Below are 17,642 nucleotides of genomic sequence, written 5' to 3' on the forward strand. Positions count from 1 at the left end.
CAGGGGGGGGGCCTCGGGTGGGCGGCAGCCTGCCGCCGGGGAGTTTCAGAAAGCGGATGCTTTTGTAGCGTAGCTAAAATGCAGCAGTCGGAAATTATTCTTCTCATGCTGATAAAAGTCATCATTAACTGAATAAATATAATTTAATGATKGAACAAGTAATCATTATTAATTAGTATCGAATAATTGTTGTTAATTCTTGTTAACTTTGTTGGAATAAAGAATCATTAACCTGTTTTAAAGCCTTAGTGATGAAAAAAACAAGCACAGAATGGTTCGCTACAAGCGACCATGGACTTTTAAATATCATCGGGCAATTCATACAAGATACCCGTTTACAACAAAATAAAACCCAGCAACAAGTTGCAGAGGCAGCCGGTATTAACCGTTCCACTGTAGGTCAGATCGAAAAAGGAAATGGTGGAACCTTACTATCGCTCCTTCAGATCTTACGTGTCCTGGAGCAATTGCCCGTCTTGAGTGCGTTTGAAGTGGAACATAAAATAAGTCCCTTGCAAGTTGCTAAGCTGGAACAGCAAAGACGCCAAAGAGCAAGAAATAAAGATGTTCAGGATAAAAACCCCAAAGTTAACTGGTAATGATCAACAGCGCATTTATTAATCTTTGGGGCGAACGCGTGGGCGCCATAGCCTGGAACGCAGATACCGGCATAGCAGACTTTGAATACGAACCTGGCTTTCTTCGTTCGGGCCTGGACATCGCCCCGCTAAAAATGCCGATCAGCGCGGCTGGTGGCAGAATCTATTCTTTTACTGAATTAAGGGATAACCAAACGTTTAAAGGCCTGCCCGGATTGTTAGCCGATGTGTTGCCGGACCGTTACGGAAATACGCTGATCAATACCTGGCTTGCCAGGGCCGGCCGTGCTGCGGATAGCATGAACCCGATAGAAATGTTGTGCTTCATTGGCCAGCGTGGAATGGGTGCGCTGGAATTTGAACCTGTGGTGCCGAAAGGTAGAAATATATCTACCAAACTGGAAGTAGATAGTTTGGTGGAAATCTCCGAGGCCATTTTATCGGGACGAAAAAACTTTCATACCGATCTATCGGCTGACGAAGAAAAAGGATTACTGGATATTTTGAAGATAGGAACCTCTGCAGGTGGTGCCCGCGCAAAAGCGGTTATCGCTTATAATTCCAAAACAGGCGAAGTTAGAAGCGGGCAGGCAGAAGCGCCTAAAGGTTTTACCCAATGGCTTATCAAATTTGATGGTGTACATGATGCACAATTCGGCACGTCACGGGAGTATGGCCGTGTAGAAATGGCTTATCACATGATGGCCGTGGACTGCGGCATCACAATGACGGAGTGCCGTCTGCTGGAAGAACATGACCGTGCACATTTTATGACCAGGCGATTTGACCGGGTACCCGAAAAGGGGAAGATCCATGTGCAGACGTTTTGCGCTATACAGCATTTTGATTTCAATAATGTCGGTTCGTACAGCTACGAACAATTGTTCCAAACCATGCGTTCCTTGCGCCTGGATTATCCTCAGGCAGAGCAAATGTACCGCAGGATGGTGTTCAATATATTGGCGCGCAATTGTGACGACCACACTAAAAACTTCGCTTTTATGATGGACCAAACAGGTCAGTGGGCGTTAGCCCCGGCCTATGATGTATGCCACGCCTATCGGCCCGATAGTCCGTGGGTTAGTCAGCAATCCTTAAGCGTCAATGGTAAGCGGCAAGGCATTAACCGCAATGACCTGTTACAGGTGGCCAAACAAATGAATATCAAAAAAGCCGATGAGATCATCAGGCAGGTAGAGGATATTTTAAAATCCTGGCCTAAATATTCCAGTCAGTATAATGTGAAAACAGACATGCAAGATGCGATAGCTCAAACATTTGTTAAATTATTATGATTTATGCTGGAGATGGAGCTCAATTTCGGGCTGCAAACAATACCTGATTCACTTTATCCATCCGCAATGTTCGTTTTCTCTGTTCCACCTCACTAACAACTCTAAGTCCGATCCCACCCTTCGATGCTGCACAGCAGGCTGGGGCTAAAAGGTAAAGTTCCCATAAACTTTTATGCTATATTTGAATATCGAAGAGGCTGCCATAAACCTTAAAGGGTAAGCTGAAATTAAACCTACACATGATGCAACTCCGTGTTCTGACAAGTGATATTTTCATAATTGAGGATTTTTGGACTCCGGAAGCCTGTGACGACTTTATTTTTAAAACTGAGGCCATTGGGTACGAGCCCGCAACCATTGAAACAGGGAGCGGACAAAAAGTTGTTACGGCGGTTCGTAATAACAATAGGGTTATTTATAAAGACCATGAGCTTGCCGGCATACTTTGGCAACAACTAAAGTCATTTGCGCCTAACCAAATTGGGTATAGCAAAGCCGTTGGATTAAATGAACTTTTCAGATTTTATAAGTACCAGCCCGGTCAGGAATTTAAGCGCCACAGAGATCAAAGTTACATCAGAAGTGATGGCGAGGCAAGCTACTATACCTTTATGATTTATTTAAATGAGAATTATGAGGGAGGTGAGACGAATTTCGGCAACCAGGTTATTCAACCCAAAAAAGGGTTAGCGCTCGTTTTCTTACATAATTTAGAACACGAAGGCAAGCCGGTGATTAATGGTATAAAGTATGTTTTACGTACCGACATCATGTTTCGCCTGGAAGAATAAAATGTAATTATTAAGCCAGAAAAACAAGCCTGGCATGCAATTAACCTATATCACAAATTTTTCAGAAATTGAAGGCCCAATATATGTTGGAATGCTTTTCTAAAGCTTATGTGTATTAATAAATTGTTAATAAATAAATAAAATTATTATGATATTTTTAATGAAAAATCAATTTTGTTATTAATATAGTATATTTGAATATATAGAAGGGAGTCTTCTTACAACTTATAATTTAAAAAATATACTATGAAACAAGGACTTTTAATCGATATGGATGGTGTTATCTATAGCGGCGAGGAACTGATATACGGGGCGGATAAATTTATCAAATATTTAATTGACAGCGATATACCTTTTGCATTTATGACCAACAACAGCCAGCGAACAAGCCTGGAAGTTGTGCGTAAATTGAAAGGTTTGGGTATTGAGGTTCAGGACAAGCATGTTTATACCAGTGCTATGGCTACCGGAAAGTTTTTGGGCGATCAGAGCCCCAATGGCACTGCCTATGTTTTAGGCGAGGGTGGTTTACTAACCAGCCTGCATGAAAATGGCATTACGCTGGTAAATACCGATCCGGAGTTTGTTGTTTTGGGCGAAGGCCGCAATTTTACGCTGGAAATGGTTCAACGCGCGGTAGATATGATTTTGGCGGGCGCCAAATTTATCACCACAAACCGCGATCCCTCCCCTAAAAAACCCGGATGGAACAATTTAGGCATTGCTGCAACTACGGCAATGATTGAAGAGGCCACAGGCCGCAAGGCTTTTGTTACCGGCAAACCAAGCCCGGTAATGATGCGATCGGCCCGTAAATTCCTGGGGTTGGAAACAGCCGAAACCACTGTGATAGGCGATACCATGGAAACCGATATACAGGGAGGCGTGCAAATGGGTTATAAAACCATCCTGGTTTTGTCGGGGATATCTACTAAAGACAGGCTTGCGCATTATGCATTTAAGCCGGATATGGTTGCAAGTTCGGTAGATGAAATAAAATTCCCGTTAAAATGGTGGGATAAAGTTCCTGCCTGAATGTTCCCTGGGTGAGATGAGGGATGAAAGCTAAAGTAACCCGGCGCGTAGTGACTTAACATTAAAGGTCCCTGATGCGCCGGGTTTGACAAATTAGTGCCTGCCTTACCGCTTTTCCCGTGAGAATTGGCGGCAAGTGCAGGACTTTATTTGCTAATTAGCCGCTAAATAAATTTCAATCACTTTACTGATTTCTGTTTTATTTTTGGCAGTATCCCATTTTTCTTTTGCAGACCGATCGGCCAGGTCAAAAAGCCTTTCGTATAGCAGCTTTCCATCGGTTTTTCCTTTTAGCTTTACCTGGGCGTGTTGCGTATAAACATCGTCCCAAACCTGCCTTACAGATGTCCAGTAAGACTTCCGGGTTTTCCACCAGCCTTTGGCGTAATTAAATTTACTTTCATCTGCTTTGGTAAATTCTTCGTAGCCCTTTTCGCGTACCAGTAATTTATCTTCTGTGGCCGAACGTATAATTTTTTGGTTATCCTGTTCAAACATCCAGCCCTTAGCTGTCAGGTAAATCCTGTTTCCTCTCCTGAGTACATTATAATCGCTGCGTTTGGTAAACTCCCGCCGGGGCAGGGGGGCATCACATTCGCTATGCCACTCGTGCCTGCCATCAACATGTACCCATGTGCCTATGCTTTCATAGCGGGGACTGTCATCAACCTGAAATACTTTTTGTACCCAGCGGCCTTTTACTTCGGCTGGTTTTAAGCCCACCTTTTTCCAGGTATTGTCCTTGTCAAACGTTACCAGGTTGTTTTCTTCATAAATCCAATCCTCCCGCCAATGCTTGATTACAGAGGTATCACCGATAACCAGTATATGCTGGATCACGATTTTTTTGGGCGATTCTTCCTCAACCACTGCCCATTCATAACCGGATGAATGATATTTAGGATGGTTTTTGTAAGCGGTATCGGGCGCAAAAGTTTCTGCATAGTCGAATGTTACTTTATAGAAGCCGCCGAGCGAACGGATGGCCGCGCGGTCCTGGTCTGTTTTTGATTGCGCATACAGGGCCGCTGTAGCTATAACCAGCAGGCCAAGTGTCAAACATATTTGTTTTTTCATGATAATTTGAAGTGCTCTTATTTGTTTCTTTTGTAATCAATGTTGTATCAACAGCGGGGCGATGGATAGCCCATAGTCGAAAATATCAGGTTTTAAGTCAAAAATCACAAAGCTGTACTTCAGACTTAATAATCTGTTCAGTAGCTATTGTAAGCTGGTTGTACCATCGCCCTGGTAAGCAAAGCGGAAGGTATAATAGCGTGATGCTGGCCTGGTGGCCAGGTTGGCAAATTCGGCAGTTGTTGTGTTTGGGTTGCCCTTATAATAGCTTATGATTTCAACCTTGGCATAGTTACCCGCCGATGTTTTAATCACAATGATCTTCCCTGGCACGGTAAGGATGGCATGCTGCGGCTCGGTGGTGGCTGTATAAGTGTACCATCCCGATATAGCTGGTGCCCCCGTTGCATCTGTTTTATAACCGGCCGTTGGCGCGGTAGCCAAAGTTTCAAAAGTGCTGCTTACTATTTGGGCCTGGGTAGTTCCGATGCCTGATGTACCGCCGTTTATAAATATGCTTGTCCCCTTAAATTTGATATCCCATTTGGTAGTGGCCGTATCGGCACCGGTAATTTGAGCACCGGTTGAAAGGCTGTAATAAACGTTAGTTGTTGAGCCGTCAAGATCGGTAACTGTTTTTGTGCTGAGTTTACTTACTACAGGAGTAACGTCATCGCTGTTTTTACTGCATGATGATACCAGTAAAATGATAGCGCTGCTTAATGCCAATGATAAAGTTGCAAATTTGTTCATGTGTTTTATTGTTTGAATAGTTATTTAATTTGTGTGTTATTTTTTAATGAAATTATAGGCTATCCCGGCGTAGATAAGCCTGCCCGGCAGGCTAAGTATAACCTGGCTGTCTTTATAATTCAGCAGGTTTTGGGCCGTAAGCTGTACCCTGATGGCATCTTTTAGTAAAGGTTTGGATAGCGATGCGTTAACCAGCACATATCCTTTGGTGTACTCGTCATCGCGGTTTACAATGCCGTTTCCATCGGTGTCCTTATAGCCGTATCTGCCGCGATAGATTGCCCTTATGGAGGCATTGATACCAGTTTTATTTTCCTGGTAGTTTACACGAATATTGTACGTGTATTTTGACCGGCCGAGCAACCCTCCATAGTCGCTTCTTTTAATAATCCTGGTAAGATTGGTTTCGGGGTCCTTGGTAAAAACCTTGCCCGCGGCTATCTGATCCAAAACCTCCTGGTTATATGCTTCCAGGTATTGAAAACCACCTGCCACCTGCAGCGACTTGAATACCTGGTAGCTCAGGTCGGTTTCAGCACCCTGCGTGTACACTTTATTGAGGTTGAAGTAAGAGAAAACAGATTGGCCATTGGTTTTTATGGCTATAACTGCTGTTTCTATCAGGTTGGTAATATTGTTGCGGAATAGGTTGGCTGTCCAATAGAGTTTTGCTGTGGGTTTGTACCGGTAACCCAAGTTAAAAGCGGTGGAACTTTCGGCATTTAACCTTTTCAGTGTGGCGGCATCAATCAATATGGTTTCAATTTGGCCGGCCTGCTGTAAGCGCTGTATACCTGCGCCTGCTTCTTCGTAACCAAAAACACTGTAACCAACTTCGGCATTGGTAAAGTTTAAATAAAGCTGGCGAAAGTCGGGGGCCTTATAACCTTTACCAACCGACCCTAACACCGTAAATTTTGGACTAAGCGAATAGCTTGCCGCCAGTTTTGGGCTTAACTGCGATTTATAAACGCTGTGCACATCATACCTGCCTCCGGCAATAATATCCAGCTTTTTTACCGGTAGCCAGTCGGCCTGGAAGTAGCCATACCCGGATGTGAACGATTGTAGTTTGGTGTAGCGTGTAGCCTCAACCGTTTCATACTGGCCACCCGCACCGGCGGTTAATTTCAGGTTATCCTTTAACGCATAATCATTTTGTAATTCGGCACGGTTAAAGGCCTGGTTAAAATAGGTTTGGTCATATATAGACCCGTCATCCTCATACCTGACATCCGATTTGGTTTTATAGGTTGAGCGGTAAAATTGTAAGGTAGATAGTAGCTTACCGGTAAAGCGATGGGTGATTACCGGTGCTATGTTAAAATCTTTTTCGGTACCCGTTCCGCCCGCATAGCGGTTATCAACAAGGTACCTGCTATCCTGATCATTGGTATAATATCTTACCGAAAGGTTAATGGTTGTTTTGTCATCTATTTTGTAAGATGATTTGCCATTAAGCGTATAGCCCGCGAATGGCGAAACTGTAGGCAGACCCGATGAAGGCTGTAATGTATAACCGCCGCTGCTATAACGGTTGGCAAAGCCCGCAATATAGAACCTGTTATTTTTATATGCCGAATTTAAGCTAACATCTGCGGTATTATTGGTGCCGTACCGGGCCGCCGTCCCACCCGATATTCCCTTTACCGGGTCGGCAGTAATGATATTTACAACCCCGGCCATCGCTTCACTGCCGTACAGGGAAGATGTTGGGCCTTTTACAATTTCAATCCGGTCAATATTATTAATGGTGATTCTGGAAAGCTCCAGGATACCTGTATTGCGGCCAATTAAGGGTAGCCCGTCTATCAAAATCATGGTATAGGCTGGGTCAAAGCCCTGAATTTGTATGCCTTGCCCATGCGGGTCATCTAAAATGGTCATCCCGGTTTGCTCGGCCAAAATCTCGTTCAGCCGTACCAGGCCTTTCTTTTTTATCTCATCAGCTGTAATGCGGGTAATTGGGATGGGCACCTGTTGCAGGCTTTTTTGGGTGCGGGTTCCGGTAACCACCACTTCTTTAAGCTGCTTAATATTTGTTGTATCCTTTTTTAATGTATCTGGCTTTTGCGCATAAGCTATATTTAATGTAATTGGCATAACTAAAACGTAAAGGATATATTTTATTTGCATTTATTTAGACTAATTAAAAATAATGATGCAAATTTGAATGATTTCTCGGGTGCATGATAACGCCAGCGGGATTTTAATAAACGCTATACGGATTAATAATGATCAGGATTACTGCTACCTTATCGGATGATTATGTTTACCATTTCAATGCTCTTTTAACTGATAAAATTGTATTTAATCAAACCGGGAACTGGGGGTGCGTAAGTATGATAACTACAGAGTTACCCAATATCCGCTTCTTTGTGATCGATTTCGATGGCAATAAACCATGCCCGGTTACTGTGGAGATTAACACCCAATGCATGATGATAGCCTTTACTTTATCAGGACAATCTCAACCGGGTTTAGCGCACCTTACATTTTGTGAAGCAGAACATTGTTGCCTTTTGTCGCCCGGGCATCTAAAAGTTAAGGCAACCCTTCAAGGTAACTTGTTGTTCTTCGTTGTTTGTTTCCTGGGCGATAGTTTAAAAAAGAGCATGCCGGGAGTATTGGACCCCGGGCAGTTGGAGTTATTACAAGCAAGCAGGCCAACCACGCTGCAAATGAGCCAGGCTATCCGGGATATAATGCTTAATATTGATAGAAGGGGGAACCATCATATTTATTTTGAAGCGAAGGCATTGGAATTACTTTTCCTTGAATTGGAACAAATAGCGGCTTTAGCCAGCCAGCCGGCCAGCTCGTTTTTGAAAATGCATGACCTGGAGCGCATTAACCAGGCCAAAACCATAGTGGAAGGAAATCTGCTAAACCCCTGTTCGCTTATCGAACTGGCGCATAAAGTAGGCCTCAATGATTTTAAACTAAAAAAAGGATTTAAGGAAGTTGTTGGGACAACGGTTTTTGGCTATTTATATGATTTGCGGATGGATAAAGCGAAACGTCTTTTAAAAAACGGGAAACCGGTAAGGGAGGTTGCTTTTGAGGTAGGGTATAAAAACGCTCATCATTTTACTACGGCATTCAAAAAAAAATTTGGTTACCTGCCCAGTAAAATTAATAAGCTTTTAGGACTGTTTGTTTTTATGTTGTCGCTGGTTGAGTAAAAATGGAGGCGACATGTATTGCAATTTGTAGCCATCCCCTAAGGCTGCTGGTGAAATGCCAAAATTTAGGAAAAATCACAATTACCGTACTTAAGTTGCGCAGTTATATTTCCAAATGCAATGATTTATCCTTGTGCAACTATGCGTCAACGGATAAGTAACTTTTAAAGGCGATACTAACTGATATTCAGCTATCTTTACCTTCGCAGCAAATGCGCTCACACTATGCAAATTATCGACGAGTACAATTTGACCTACGTAGTGCAGAATGCGCCGGTGGGTATTTGCATAGTAAATGCCGCAAGCCTGTTGGTTGAAACGGTTAATACCCATTTTTTGAAACTGACCGGGAAGTTGGAACATGAAGTTTTAGGAATGCGCTACCGGGAGATATTTCCGTTAGAAAGATTTGATAATGAGGAAACCGTTCTGATACAAGCTGTTCATGAGGGCCRCCCGTTTAGTACCCGGGAACGGGAAATCAGGCGGGTTAATGGAGATGGAAAAGAAACGGCAACAGTTAGTTTTGTTTATTCGCCCATCAAGAACAAGGAAGGCGGTGTTGTTAGGCTGGCGGTATGGTTGCTGGAATATAATACCCAAGGCCTTAATGAAGAACTGGCCATTACCAATGAAGACTTTGCCGCCGCCAACGAAGAGCTGGCCGCGGCCAATGAAGAACTGGCGGCCACCAATGATGCGTTGGTTGAAACCCAGGCCAGCCTGCAGCGAAGCGAGAAATTGTTCCGCTCCATCGCGCTGAATATTCCCGGATCATTAATAATGGTGATTGACAGGAGCCACAGATATGTGACGATAGAGGGGGATATTATGGAAAAAATGGGCTTTAACCGCGAGGGGTATGAAGGCAGGCACCCCGCAGAAGTATCGCCCGGAAGCTACGAAGTTTCCAGGCCTCTATATGAAAGAGTTATCGGCGGGGAGCAGTTTTCGATTGAATGGAAAACTGGTACCAGCGAGTTTTATATTGTTCATTTTGTGCCGTTAAAAAATGAAATGGACGAAGTAGATGCGGGCCTGATCATTACACTCGACATTACAGATATTAAACAAGCCGAAGAAAAAAGCGCGAAACTGGCAGCAATTGTTCAATCTTCTGACGATGCCATCATTAGCAAAACGCCGGAAGGCGTGATAACCAGCTGGAACGTGGCAGCCGAACGAATGTTTGGCTATACATCAGATGAAATGATAGGGCAAACGATTTATAAAATTATCCCTCCCGACCGCCAGGATGAGGAACCCCGTATACTGGCCAGGTTAAAAAAAGGCGAGCGTGTAGAACATTTTGAAACTATCCGGCTCAACAAAAACGGAGGCCTGCTTGATATTTCTTTAACAATTTCGCCTATTAGGGATACAAACGGTAATATTATTGGTTTATCTAAAATAGCAAGGGATATCACCGAAAAAAAGCAGGAAGAGCAGCGTAAGAATGATTTTATCGGGATGGTTAGCCACGAACTTAAAACGCCGCTCACCTCGCTTAGCGCCATTATACAGGTGGGCACAAGCAAGCTAAGGCATAACCAGGATGAGTTTTTATCCGGGGCGATGGAAAACGCTAATAGGCAGGTTAGGAAAATGACCAGTATGATTAACGGTTTTCTAAATATTTCGCGGCTGGAGTCGGGGCAGTTATTCGTTGAAAAAGAGTCTTTCGGCCTCGGTCAGTTGCTACAGGAAAATCTGGACGAAATAAGGCTCACTGTTAATAGTCACAGCTTTAGTTTGACGGGATGTGATGACATAGCCGTAAATGCCGACCGGGATAAAATAAGTTCGGTGATTTCCAACCTCATCAGTAACGCAGTTAAGTATTCGCCAAAGGGCAAACTGATTGATGTTGATTGTAAAATTGACGGCAAAACGGTGGTTGTAAGTATAAAAGACGAAGGCATTGGTATTAAACCACCAGATATTCACCGGATATTTGACAGGTATTACCGGGTTGAAAACAAACACTTGCGTCACGTTTCGGGTTTCGGTATCGGCTTATACCTAAGTGCCGAAATTATTAAAAGGCACAACGGTAAAATATGGGTAGAGAGTGAAAGCGGCAAGGGCTCTACTTTCTTTTTTTCGTTGCCATTGGACTGATCGTGAGGTAGCTGGCACTATAGTCAACAATTGATCAAACATCGGCGGTACTTTTACTATAAAGATTTCTGAATAAACGTTAACTGCTTTCTTTTCCGTTTCTGTTGATTTGAACAAATTTGTTACGATTATCCCCGGATAGTCGCCAGGGAATCCGTTGCTATAAAAAGGATTAGATTTCTAACTTTGGTGACGAAATGAAATGGATAACCCGCCAACATCCGAAGATTGACCGCATAGCCTGTCCCTGGCTCATCAAACGCTTTATTGATCCCGATGCCGAAATTATTTATGTACCGGTAGACCAGGTGATTTCGCAGGCTGCGGTCTTAAATGCCATTCCTTTTGATCTTCCGGGTGTGGAGTACACGCATTACGACGACCAGTGTAGCTTTGATTATTTTATAAAAAAACATCAGCTTAAGGATATCGCGCTTGACCGCATTGCCGCCATTGTTCGCGGTGCCGATACGGATAGGCATGATTTTGCCCCCCAGGCATCGGGTTTGTCGGCAATCTTTTTAGGATTATCAAAAAATATTCCGGAYGACCACGAATTGCTGGAGCTGGGTATAAAAGTTTACGATGGTTTATACACCTGGGCCAAATACCTGTACGAGCAAAAACATATCCAGGAGCCGGTAGAATTCCTTTTGCTGGAAGTTTTTAATAAATACTTAAAACAGCAAGGCTCAAAAAAAGCGCCCGCGTGGGCAAAAGAGATCAAGGAGATGATCCAGGACCAAATTGATACCAATATGAGCTTAAGCTTGCAACAGGTATCAGAAGAACTGAAGATTAACCCGGCCTACCTGTCGCGGGAGTTTTCCAGGTACTTCGAAAATTTATCATTCGGCGACTATATCCGTAAAATGCGTATCGAAAAGTCAATAAACCTGATGGAAACCACCGATTACGCTTTAACAGAGATTGCGTACCTCACCGGATTTTCGGACCAAAGCCATTTTAACCGGATCTTCAAAAAACAAATGGGGATGAGGGCGTCTGAATACAAAAAAAACCTGGTAAAAAAGTAAAGCAGATTCTATTCGGTAAAATCTGTTCTATTTTAAAGTAGTAAATTGCCATAGTATTGCGCCTACATATACAGCACTGGTTTTCCAGCTATGAAATATCCCGATTTATCCGCCTTTCCAAAAATCAGCATGCTTGCAGGTGTGCTTTTTTGTTTTTTACTTCCCAGGCAAACTTTGGGGCAGCAAAGTAAGCCCTATCTTGATTCCCTGCTGCATACTGCAACGGCTAATTATCCTTTGATAAAAGCAAAAAAATTGCAAACCCAGGCCTTACAATACGCTGTAAAGTATAAGCAGAATGGCATTATTCCGTCGCTAAACGCATCGTACCAGGTAGATTATGCAACCGCCAACAATATTACCGGCATGGTTTATCCGCAGTTTATTACACCCATCAGCGGGCCGCCAAGCAAGGGCAACGATTATAGCGGTGTGCCGGGCAGCGCAGCCGCGCTTAACCTGCAATGGGAACCCATTACTTTTGGCCAGCGTGGTGCCGAGGTTGACCTAGCTAAAGGCAGATTGAAATACGGGCAGGCAGACGAGAACTTAACCCTGTTTCAGCACCAGGTAAATGTGATTGGCGCCTGGTTAAATTATTTGCTGGTTAGCGATCTGATTAAAGTTTACCGGTCCAATATTGATAAAGCAGCTTTTAATTTAAAACAGGCCCAAACCCTGGTGATAAGCGGTTTGCGGCCTGGAACCGATTCTTCATCCTTTCATTCGGAGTATACCAGGGCCCAAATGCAGCTAATAGCTTTTGAAAGGCAACAGGATTCAACATTGATAGCGCTTAAGGAACTGGTAGGTGGTCATTTACCGGCCGGCCTGGTGGTTGATACTTCGCTTTTTAAAAATCTACCGGTAATTGCTTTAATTGATACCATAACAACCAGCCACCCCGAAGTGCAATTGGGACAGGCCAACGTAAATGCTAATGAACTGGCGTTAATATCATTAAAGCGAAGTATCCTGCCCAAATTAACCCTGTGGAGCACCGGTTATGGCCGGGGATCGGGCATTGGTGCCGATGGTTCGGTAAACTCCGGCGACGGCTGGCGTTTTCAGCGTTATAATTATGGCGTGGGGGCACAAATTGCTTTCCCGATATTGGAAGTTTTCAGGCAGAAGCCCCTATGGAAACAACAGGAACTCATTACCGCATCAAGCCGTGAGCAACTTTTGCAAACGGAATTGCACCTTAATACGCAAAAAGAAATTGCCGCATCCAACTTTCAAAGGGCGCTGCAATCGGCACAGCTTGCCCCGCAGCAATTACACTCGGCCGAGTATACCTACAAGGGTATTCAATCAAGATATAAGTCGGGCCTTATTAATTATTATGATGTGATACAGGCACAGCAATTATTATTTCAGTCGGCAGCTACAGTCAGCATCGCTTATTACAGTGCATGGCGGGCATTATTAAATGAAGCGGCCTACAGTGGCAACCTGAACCTGTTTTTAAATCAATACGGCAAATGAACATCATCCAGTTTTTATACGCCTCATTAAGAAAACCGGTCACCATTGTTGTAGCCGTTATTGCCATCGTTTTTTTCGCGGTGGTATCTATACGTACCATGCCGGTAGATATTTTCCCGAAGCTTGGTACCCCCACCATTTACGTGGCACAAACTTACGGCGGGCTATCTGCCGAACAGATTGAAGGGTTTGTAACTTCCTATTATGAGTACCACTTTTTGTATGTAACCGGTATTAAATCTGTAGAAAGCAAAACCATACAAGGGGTTACTTTATTAAAATTGAATTTTTACGAGGGCACCGATATGGGGCAGGCCACCGGCGAGGTTGTATCAATGGTAAACCGGGCGCGCGCTTTTATGCCTCCCGGTACGGTATCGCCATTTGTAACCCGCTTTGACGGGGGCAGCGTGGCCGTTGGCCAGCTGGTTTTCAGCAGCCCAACCAGGTCATTGGGCGAGGTATCAGATCTGGCCCTATTTAAAGTACGGCCCATGTTCTCCACCCTGCCAGGTGTTTCGGCCCCGCCGCCGTTTGGCGGTAACCAGCGTTCTGTGCTCATCAAGGCCGATCCCAATAAACTAAGGAGCTATGGTATCAGTCCCGAAGAATTGGTAACGGCCATTGCCAAAGGGAACACTATCCTGCCGGCGGGTAACCTTCGTGTGGGCGATCAGATGCTAATTGCCCCTCAAAATACGGTGGTAGATAATATACAGGACCTGGGCAATATCCCGGTAAAAACTGGCAGCGGCCCGGCCGTTTATGTACATGACCTGGCACAGGTGGATAATGGAGCCGATATTACAGCAGGTTATGCATTAATCAATGGCAAACGTTCGGTTTATATCCCCGTTACCAAAAGGGCCGATGCCTCAACCTGGGATGTAGTACAAAAAGTGAAAGCTGCGTTGCCGGATATGCAGGCCGCCATACCACCGGATATTAAAGTAAGTTATGAGTTTGATCAATCGGGCTATGTTATCAATTCATTAAAAAGCCTAATGACGGAGGGCATCTTAGGCGCTTTGCTTACCGGCCTTATGGTATTGTTATTTCTGCGCGATTGGCGTGGTTCGCTTATCGTGGTTTTAACTATTCCGCTGGCCTTGCTTTCGGCGGTTATCTGCCTCAAACTTTTTGGACAATCCATCAACATCATGACACTTGGCGGCCTGGCACTGGCCATAGGTATTTTGGTAGATGAAGCCACCGTAACGATAGAAAATATACATCATCACCAGGAAAAAGGCGAACTGAAGGGGCGGGCCATTTTAGAAGCCTGTAAAGAAATTGCCTTGCCCAAATTATTAATCCTGCTTTGTATCCTGGCGGTATTCTTCCCGGCTTTCTTTATGTCGGGTATTCCTAAAGCCATGTTCCTGCCGCTTTCGCTGGCTGTTGGTTTTGCCATGATCGCCTCGTTCCTGTTATCACAATCATTTGTGCCGGTTGTTGCCAATTGGTTGTTTAAAGACCAGCCGGCCGAAACCGCAAAAGAAGGCAAGCGCATGGCCCGTTTTAAAGAACGACATGGAAGGCTGATTAACCGGCTTTCGCCGGGCAGAAACATCCTGATACCCGTTTACCTGGCCCTTTCATTTGGCCTGGTGGCTTTGCTTTTTTTTACAGTTGGTAAAGAATTATTTCCTAAAGTTGATGCCGGGCAGTTCCAGGTAAGGCTAAGGTTGCCCGAAGGAACACGTATTGAACGGACGGAGGCAAATACAAAACAATTGCTGCACCTGGTTGATAGCCTGTCTGGTGGCAATAAAATCGCGATATCGTCCGCCTATGTTGGTTTGGTGGGTTCAAGTTACCCGGTGAGCGTTATTCACCTGTGGACCAGCGGGCCCGAAGAAGCTCTGCTAAAGGTGAAATTTATCTCAGGCTCGGGCATTAAACTGGATGATTTCAGGGAAAAGGTACGCCAGGCGGTAAGTGTGCAAATGCCCGGAGCGCATATTTCTTTTGAGCCGGCAGATTTGGTGGGCCAGGTGATGAGCCAGGGAACTGGCACACCTATACAGGTACAGGTTTTAGGTAAAAGCCTGGCACAGGACCGCCAGTTTGGGAAAAAGATTGTTGAACGTTTGAAAACCCTGCAGTACCTGCGCGATGTGGCTTATAGCGCCCCGCAGGGTTATCCGGCCATGAAAATTGAATTTGACCGGGTAAAGCTGGGGCAATTAGGCCTTACTGTTGAGGATGCCGGGAAATCGCTGGCTGCGGCAACTTCATCCAGCCGTTTTACGCAGCCCAATTATTGGGTAGATAAAACAGCCGGAACAGCTTACCAGGTACAGGTGCAGATACCTGAGCAGGTAATGAACGATCCCGCGCAGGTGGATAATATTTTATTGAGCTCCAATAACGGCAAACAGGTTTATATGCGCGATGTAGCAACCTGGAAAATGGGCAATACCGAAGGCGAGCTTGACCGCTTAAATCAAAAACGCTTTATTACCATTACCGCCAATTTGCAAGGTAAAGCGCTGGGTTCGGCCATTAACGATATTGATAAGATCATCAATGAAACCGGAAAACTACCCGATGGCATGAAAATACAACAGCCGGGCCAGGCCGAAGTTTTTTTACAAACTTTCCAGGAGTTGCAGAATGGTATTTTGCTGGCTATTGTGGTAATTTTTCTGTTATTAGCCGTAAACTTCCAGTCGTTCAGGTTATCGCTGGTGATCATCTCGGTTATTCCAGGCATTTTAGCCGGTAGCCTGCTGTTGCTATGGATCTGTGGCAAAACACTGAACATACAATCCTATATGGGCTGTATCATGGCCGTGGGTGTGGCTGTGGCCAACGCCATCCTGTTTGTGACCCAGGCAGAAAAATATAGAAGCGAAAAACAGGAAGATCCCTATTTGCAGGGAATTAAAGACCGGATGAGGCCCATCCTGATGACCAGCTTAGCGATGATTGCCGGAATGGTGCCGATGGCCTTAGGCTTAGGCGAGGGGGGCGACCAGACATCGCCTTTGGGTACAGCTGTTATAGGCGGCCTCATTTTCTCCATGGTCTCCAGCCTCATCGTTTTACCGTTAATTTACCAGTGGTCCGTTGGTAACCGTCCGGTGCCTGTTATCTCTTTAGACCCGGATGATCCGCAAAGCAAATATCAATCCCTAACCGAAAATCAATCATGAAAGTTATAAAATATATATTCTTAATCCCGGCTTGCTTGCTGTCGGCTTGCGGGGGTAACCAGGTTGAAAAAGCAACGCCGCAAGGCCCGCCAGAGAAGCCTGTGGTTAAATTGTTAACGCTGAAACCAGAGCCCATTGCGAACAAACTGAACCTCACCGGGGAAATTATTCCTTTCGATCGCGCCAATATTTATGCCCGCACACCGGGCTATGTAAAGGAAGTAAAAGTTGATATCGGCTCAAAAGTTACTAAAGGCCAGGTTTTATGCATCCTTGATGCTCCCGAATTAAAAGCGGCGCAAGCGCAAAGCCAAAGTAACAGTATGGGCACCAGGTCTAAATATGAATCCAGCAAATCAACTTATTTAAGGTTACTAAAAGCAGCGCAAACGCCCGGCGCTGTGGCTGATAACGAGCTGGAAATTGCGCGCAACCAAATGCGTACGGATAGTGCTGTATACCAGGCTTCCCGTTCGGCTACCGAGGCCAATAAAGCGATGGAGGATTACCTGGTGATCCGGTCGCCTTTTAACGGTGTGGTTACAGCCAGGAACATATTTAAAGGAGATTTTGTAGATAATACCGGTAAAACGCTGCTGTTTCGTGTAGAGGATAACTCGTCTTTAAGGGTCGATGTGGCCGTGCCTGAAGCGTATAATTCCACCACGCTAAAAGATAATGAAGCAAGTTTTACGGTATCGGCCAATCCGGGCCAGGTATTTAAAGCCAAACTGGCACGAAAATCAGATGCCATTGACCCTCAAACCCGAAGCGAAACCTGGGAGCTTACCTTCCCAAATACTAACGGTTTACTTAAACCCGGCATGTTCGCCCAAATTGTATTGCCGGTTAGCCGTCCCAAAGAAGGTTTCCTGGTGCCGTTTAAAGCAGTGGTATCTACCCAGGAACGTAAGTTTGTGATCAGGGTGGTAAACGGGAAAACCCAATGGGTAGATGTAAAAACCGGTTTTACCGGCAAGGAAAAAACCGAGATAGCCGGCGATTTGAAACCCGGCGACCAGCTGGTGGCGCAGGCCAATGAGGAATTGAAAGAGGGTACAACTGTGCAGGTAAAGCAATAGTTAAAAAGGTAAATACTG

The 17,642-nt window shown here is 44.7% G+C and carries 13 protein-coding genes; 10 read left to right on the forward strand and 3 right to left on the reverse strand.

What is annotated here, in order from left to right:
* Window positions 1-251 precede the first annotated feature (251 nt).
* The 4 genes from AC1DV1_RS13095 to AC1DV1_RS13110 all read left to right on the forward strand — a co-directional run bounded on the left by AC1DV1_RS13095 (window position 252) and on the right by AC1DV1_RS13110 (window position 3,720).
* Complete coding sequence (locus AC1DV1_RS13095) at window positions 252-599, forward strand: helix-turn-helix domain-containing protein (protein WP_477359805.1); 348 nt, start codon at window positions 252-254, stop codon at window positions 597-599.
* Complete coding sequence (locus tag AC1DV1_RS13100; protein ID WP_477359807.1) at window positions 599-1,894, forward strand: type II toxin-antitoxin system HipA family toxin; 1,296 nt, start codon at window positions 599-601, stop codon at window positions 1,892-1,894. The genes AC1DV1_RS13095 and AC1DV1_RS13100 overlap by 1 nt, the downstream gene beginning before the upstream one ends.
* Window positions 1,895-2,133: 239 nt before the next feature.
* Window positions 2,134-2,685 carry a 2OG-Fe(II) oxygenase gene (locus AC1DV1_RS13105; RefSeq protein WP_477359809.1) on the forward strand — a complete coding sequence of 184 codons (552 nt, stop codon included), beginning with the start codon at window positions 2,134-2,136 and terminating at the stop codon, window positions 2,683-2,685.
* Between the two features lie 246 nt (window positions 2,686-2,931).
* Window positions 2,932-3,720 carry an HAD-IIA family hydrolase gene (locus tag AC1DV1_RS13110; protein WP_477359811.1) on the forward strand — a complete coding sequence of 263 codons (789 nt, stop codon included), beginning with the start codon at window positions 2,932-2,934 and terminating at the stop codon, window positions 3,718-3,720.
* A gap of 153 nt (window positions 3,721-3,873) precedes the next feature.
* Here the strand turns inward: AC1DV1_RS13110 and AC1DV1_RS13115 are convergent, their stop codons facing one another.
* The 3 genes from AC1DV1_RS13115 to AC1DV1_RS13125 form a co-directional block, all read right to left on the reverse strand.
* A complete protein-coding gene (locus AC1DV1_RS13115; protein WP_477359813.1) occupies window positions 3,874-4,797 on the reverse strand; it encodes a DUF6607 family protein in 924 nt (307 codons plus the stop codon).
* Between the two features lie 144 nt (window positions 4,798-4,941).
* Window positions 4,942-5,550, reverse strand: coding sequence for an HmuY family protein (locus AC1DV1_RS13120; protein ID WP_477359815.1), 609 nt, complete (start codon window positions 5,548-5,550; stop codon window positions 4,942-4,944).
* A gap of 36 nt (window positions 5,551-5,586) precedes the next feature.
* Complete coding sequence (locus AC1DV1_RS13125; protein WP_477359817.1) at window positions 5,587-7,653, reverse strand: TonB-dependent receptor plug domain-containing protein; 2,067 nt, start codon at window positions 7,651-7,653, stop codon at window positions 5,587-5,589.
* Between the two features lie 131 nt (window positions 7,654-7,784).
* Here AC1DV1_RS13125 and AC1DV1_RS13130 point away from each other — a divergent pair, with 131 nt between their 5' ends.
* The 6 genes from AC1DV1_RS13130 (at window position 7,785) to AC1DV1_RS13155 (ending at window position 17,624) form a co-directional block, all read left to right on the forward strand.
* The gene (locus AC1DV1_RS13130) at window positions 7,785-8,735 is read left to right on the forward strand and encodes a helix-turn-helix transcriptional regulator (RefSeq protein ID WP_477359819.1); all 951 of its coding nucleotides are present in this window, start codon (window positions 7,785-7,787) and stop codon (window positions 8,733-8,735) included.
* A 225-nt stretch (window positions 8,736-8,960) separates the two neighbouring features.
* Entirely contained in the window at window positions 8,961-10,856 is a 1,896-nt protein-coding gene (locus AC1DV1_RS13135) for a PAS domain S-box protein (protein ID WP_477359821.1), read from the forward strand.
* Between the two features lie 197 nt (window positions 10,857-11,053).
* Complete coding sequence (locus tag AC1DV1_RS13140) at window positions 11,054-11,893, forward strand: chromate resistance protein ChrB domain-containing protein (protein ID WP_477359823.1); 840 nt, start codon at window positions 11,054-11,056, stop codon at window positions 11,891-11,893.
* A gap of 90 nt (window positions 11,894-11,983) precedes the next feature.
* Window positions 11,984-13,381 carry a TolC family protein gene (locus AC1DV1_RS13145; RefSeq protein WP_477359825.1) on the forward strand — a complete coding sequence of 466 codons (1,398 nt, stop codon included), beginning with the start codon at window positions 11,984-11,986 and terminating at the stop codon, window positions 13,379-13,381.
* Window positions 13,378-16,542 (forward strand): efflux RND transporter permease subunit, encoded by a 3,165-nt coding sequence (locus AC1DV1_RS13150; RefSeq protein ID WP_477359827.1) that lies wholly within the window; start codon window positions 13,378-13,380, stop codon window positions 16,540-16,542. Before AC1DV1_RS13145 ends, AC1DV1_RS13150 begins: the two co-directional genes overlap by 4 nt.
* Window positions 16,539-17,624: an efflux RND transporter periplasmic adaptor subunit gene (locus AC1DV1_RS13155; RefSeq protein ID WP_477359829.1), complete on the forward strand. Its 1,086-nt coding sequence runs from the start codon at window positions 16,539-16,541 to the stop codon at window positions 17,622-17,624. Before AC1DV1_RS13150 ends, AC1DV1_RS13155 begins: the two co-directional genes overlap by 4 nt.
* Window positions 17,625-17,642: the final 18 nt, after the last annotated feature.

This window comes from Mucilaginibacter sp. P4_D1, from assembly GCF_056401935.1.

What these genes read in the sequence shown, in the direction of transcription:
- AC1DV1_RS13095 (WP_477359805.1), top strand. Translation starts at nt 252, where the DNA reads ATGAAAAAAACAAGCACAGAATGGTTCGCTACAAGCGACCATGGACTT.
- AC1DV1_RS13100 (WP_477359807.1), top strand. Translation starts at nt 599, where the DNA reads ATGATCAACAGCGCATTTATTAATCTTTGGGGCGAACGCGTGGGCGCC.
- AC1DV1_RS13105 (WP_477359809.1), top strand. Translation starts at nt 2,134, where the DNA reads ATGATGCAACTCCGTGTTCTGACAAGTGATATTTTCATAATTGAGGAT.
- AC1DV1_RS13110 (WP_477359811.1), top strand. Translation starts at nt 2,932, where the DNA reads ATGAAACAAGGACTTTTAATCGATATGGATGGTGTTATCTATAGCGGC.
- AC1DV1_RS13115 (WP_477359813.1), bottom strand. Translation starts at nt 4,797, where the DNA reads ATGAAAAAACAAATATGTTTGACACTTGGCCTGCTGGTTATAGCTACA.
- AC1DV1_RS13120 (WP_477359815.1), bottom strand. Translation starts at nt 5,550, where the DNA reads ATGAACAAATTTGCAACTTTATCATTGGCATTAAGCAGCGCTATCATT.
- AC1DV1_RS13125 (WP_477359817.1), bottom strand. Translation starts at nt 7,653, where the DNA reads ATGCCAATTACATTAAATATAGCTTATGCGCAAAAGCCAGATACATTA.
- AC1DV1_RS13130 (WP_477359819.1), top strand. Translation starts at nt 7,785, where the DNA reads ATGATCAGGATTACTGCTACCTTATCGGATGATTATGTTTACCATTTC.
- AC1DV1_RS13145 (WP_477359825.1), top strand. Translation starts at nt 11,984, where the DNA reads ATGAAATATCCCGATTTATCCGCCTTTCCAAAAATCAGCATGCTTGCA.
- AC1DV1_RS13150 (WP_477359827.1), top strand. Translation starts at nt 13,378, where the DNA reads ATGAACATCATCCAGTTTTTATACGCCTCATTAAGAAAACCGGTCACC.
- AC1DV1_RS13155 (WP_477359829.1), top strand. Translation starts at nt 16,539, where the DNA reads ATGAAAGTTATAAAATATATATTCTTAATCCCGGCTTGCTTGCTGTCG.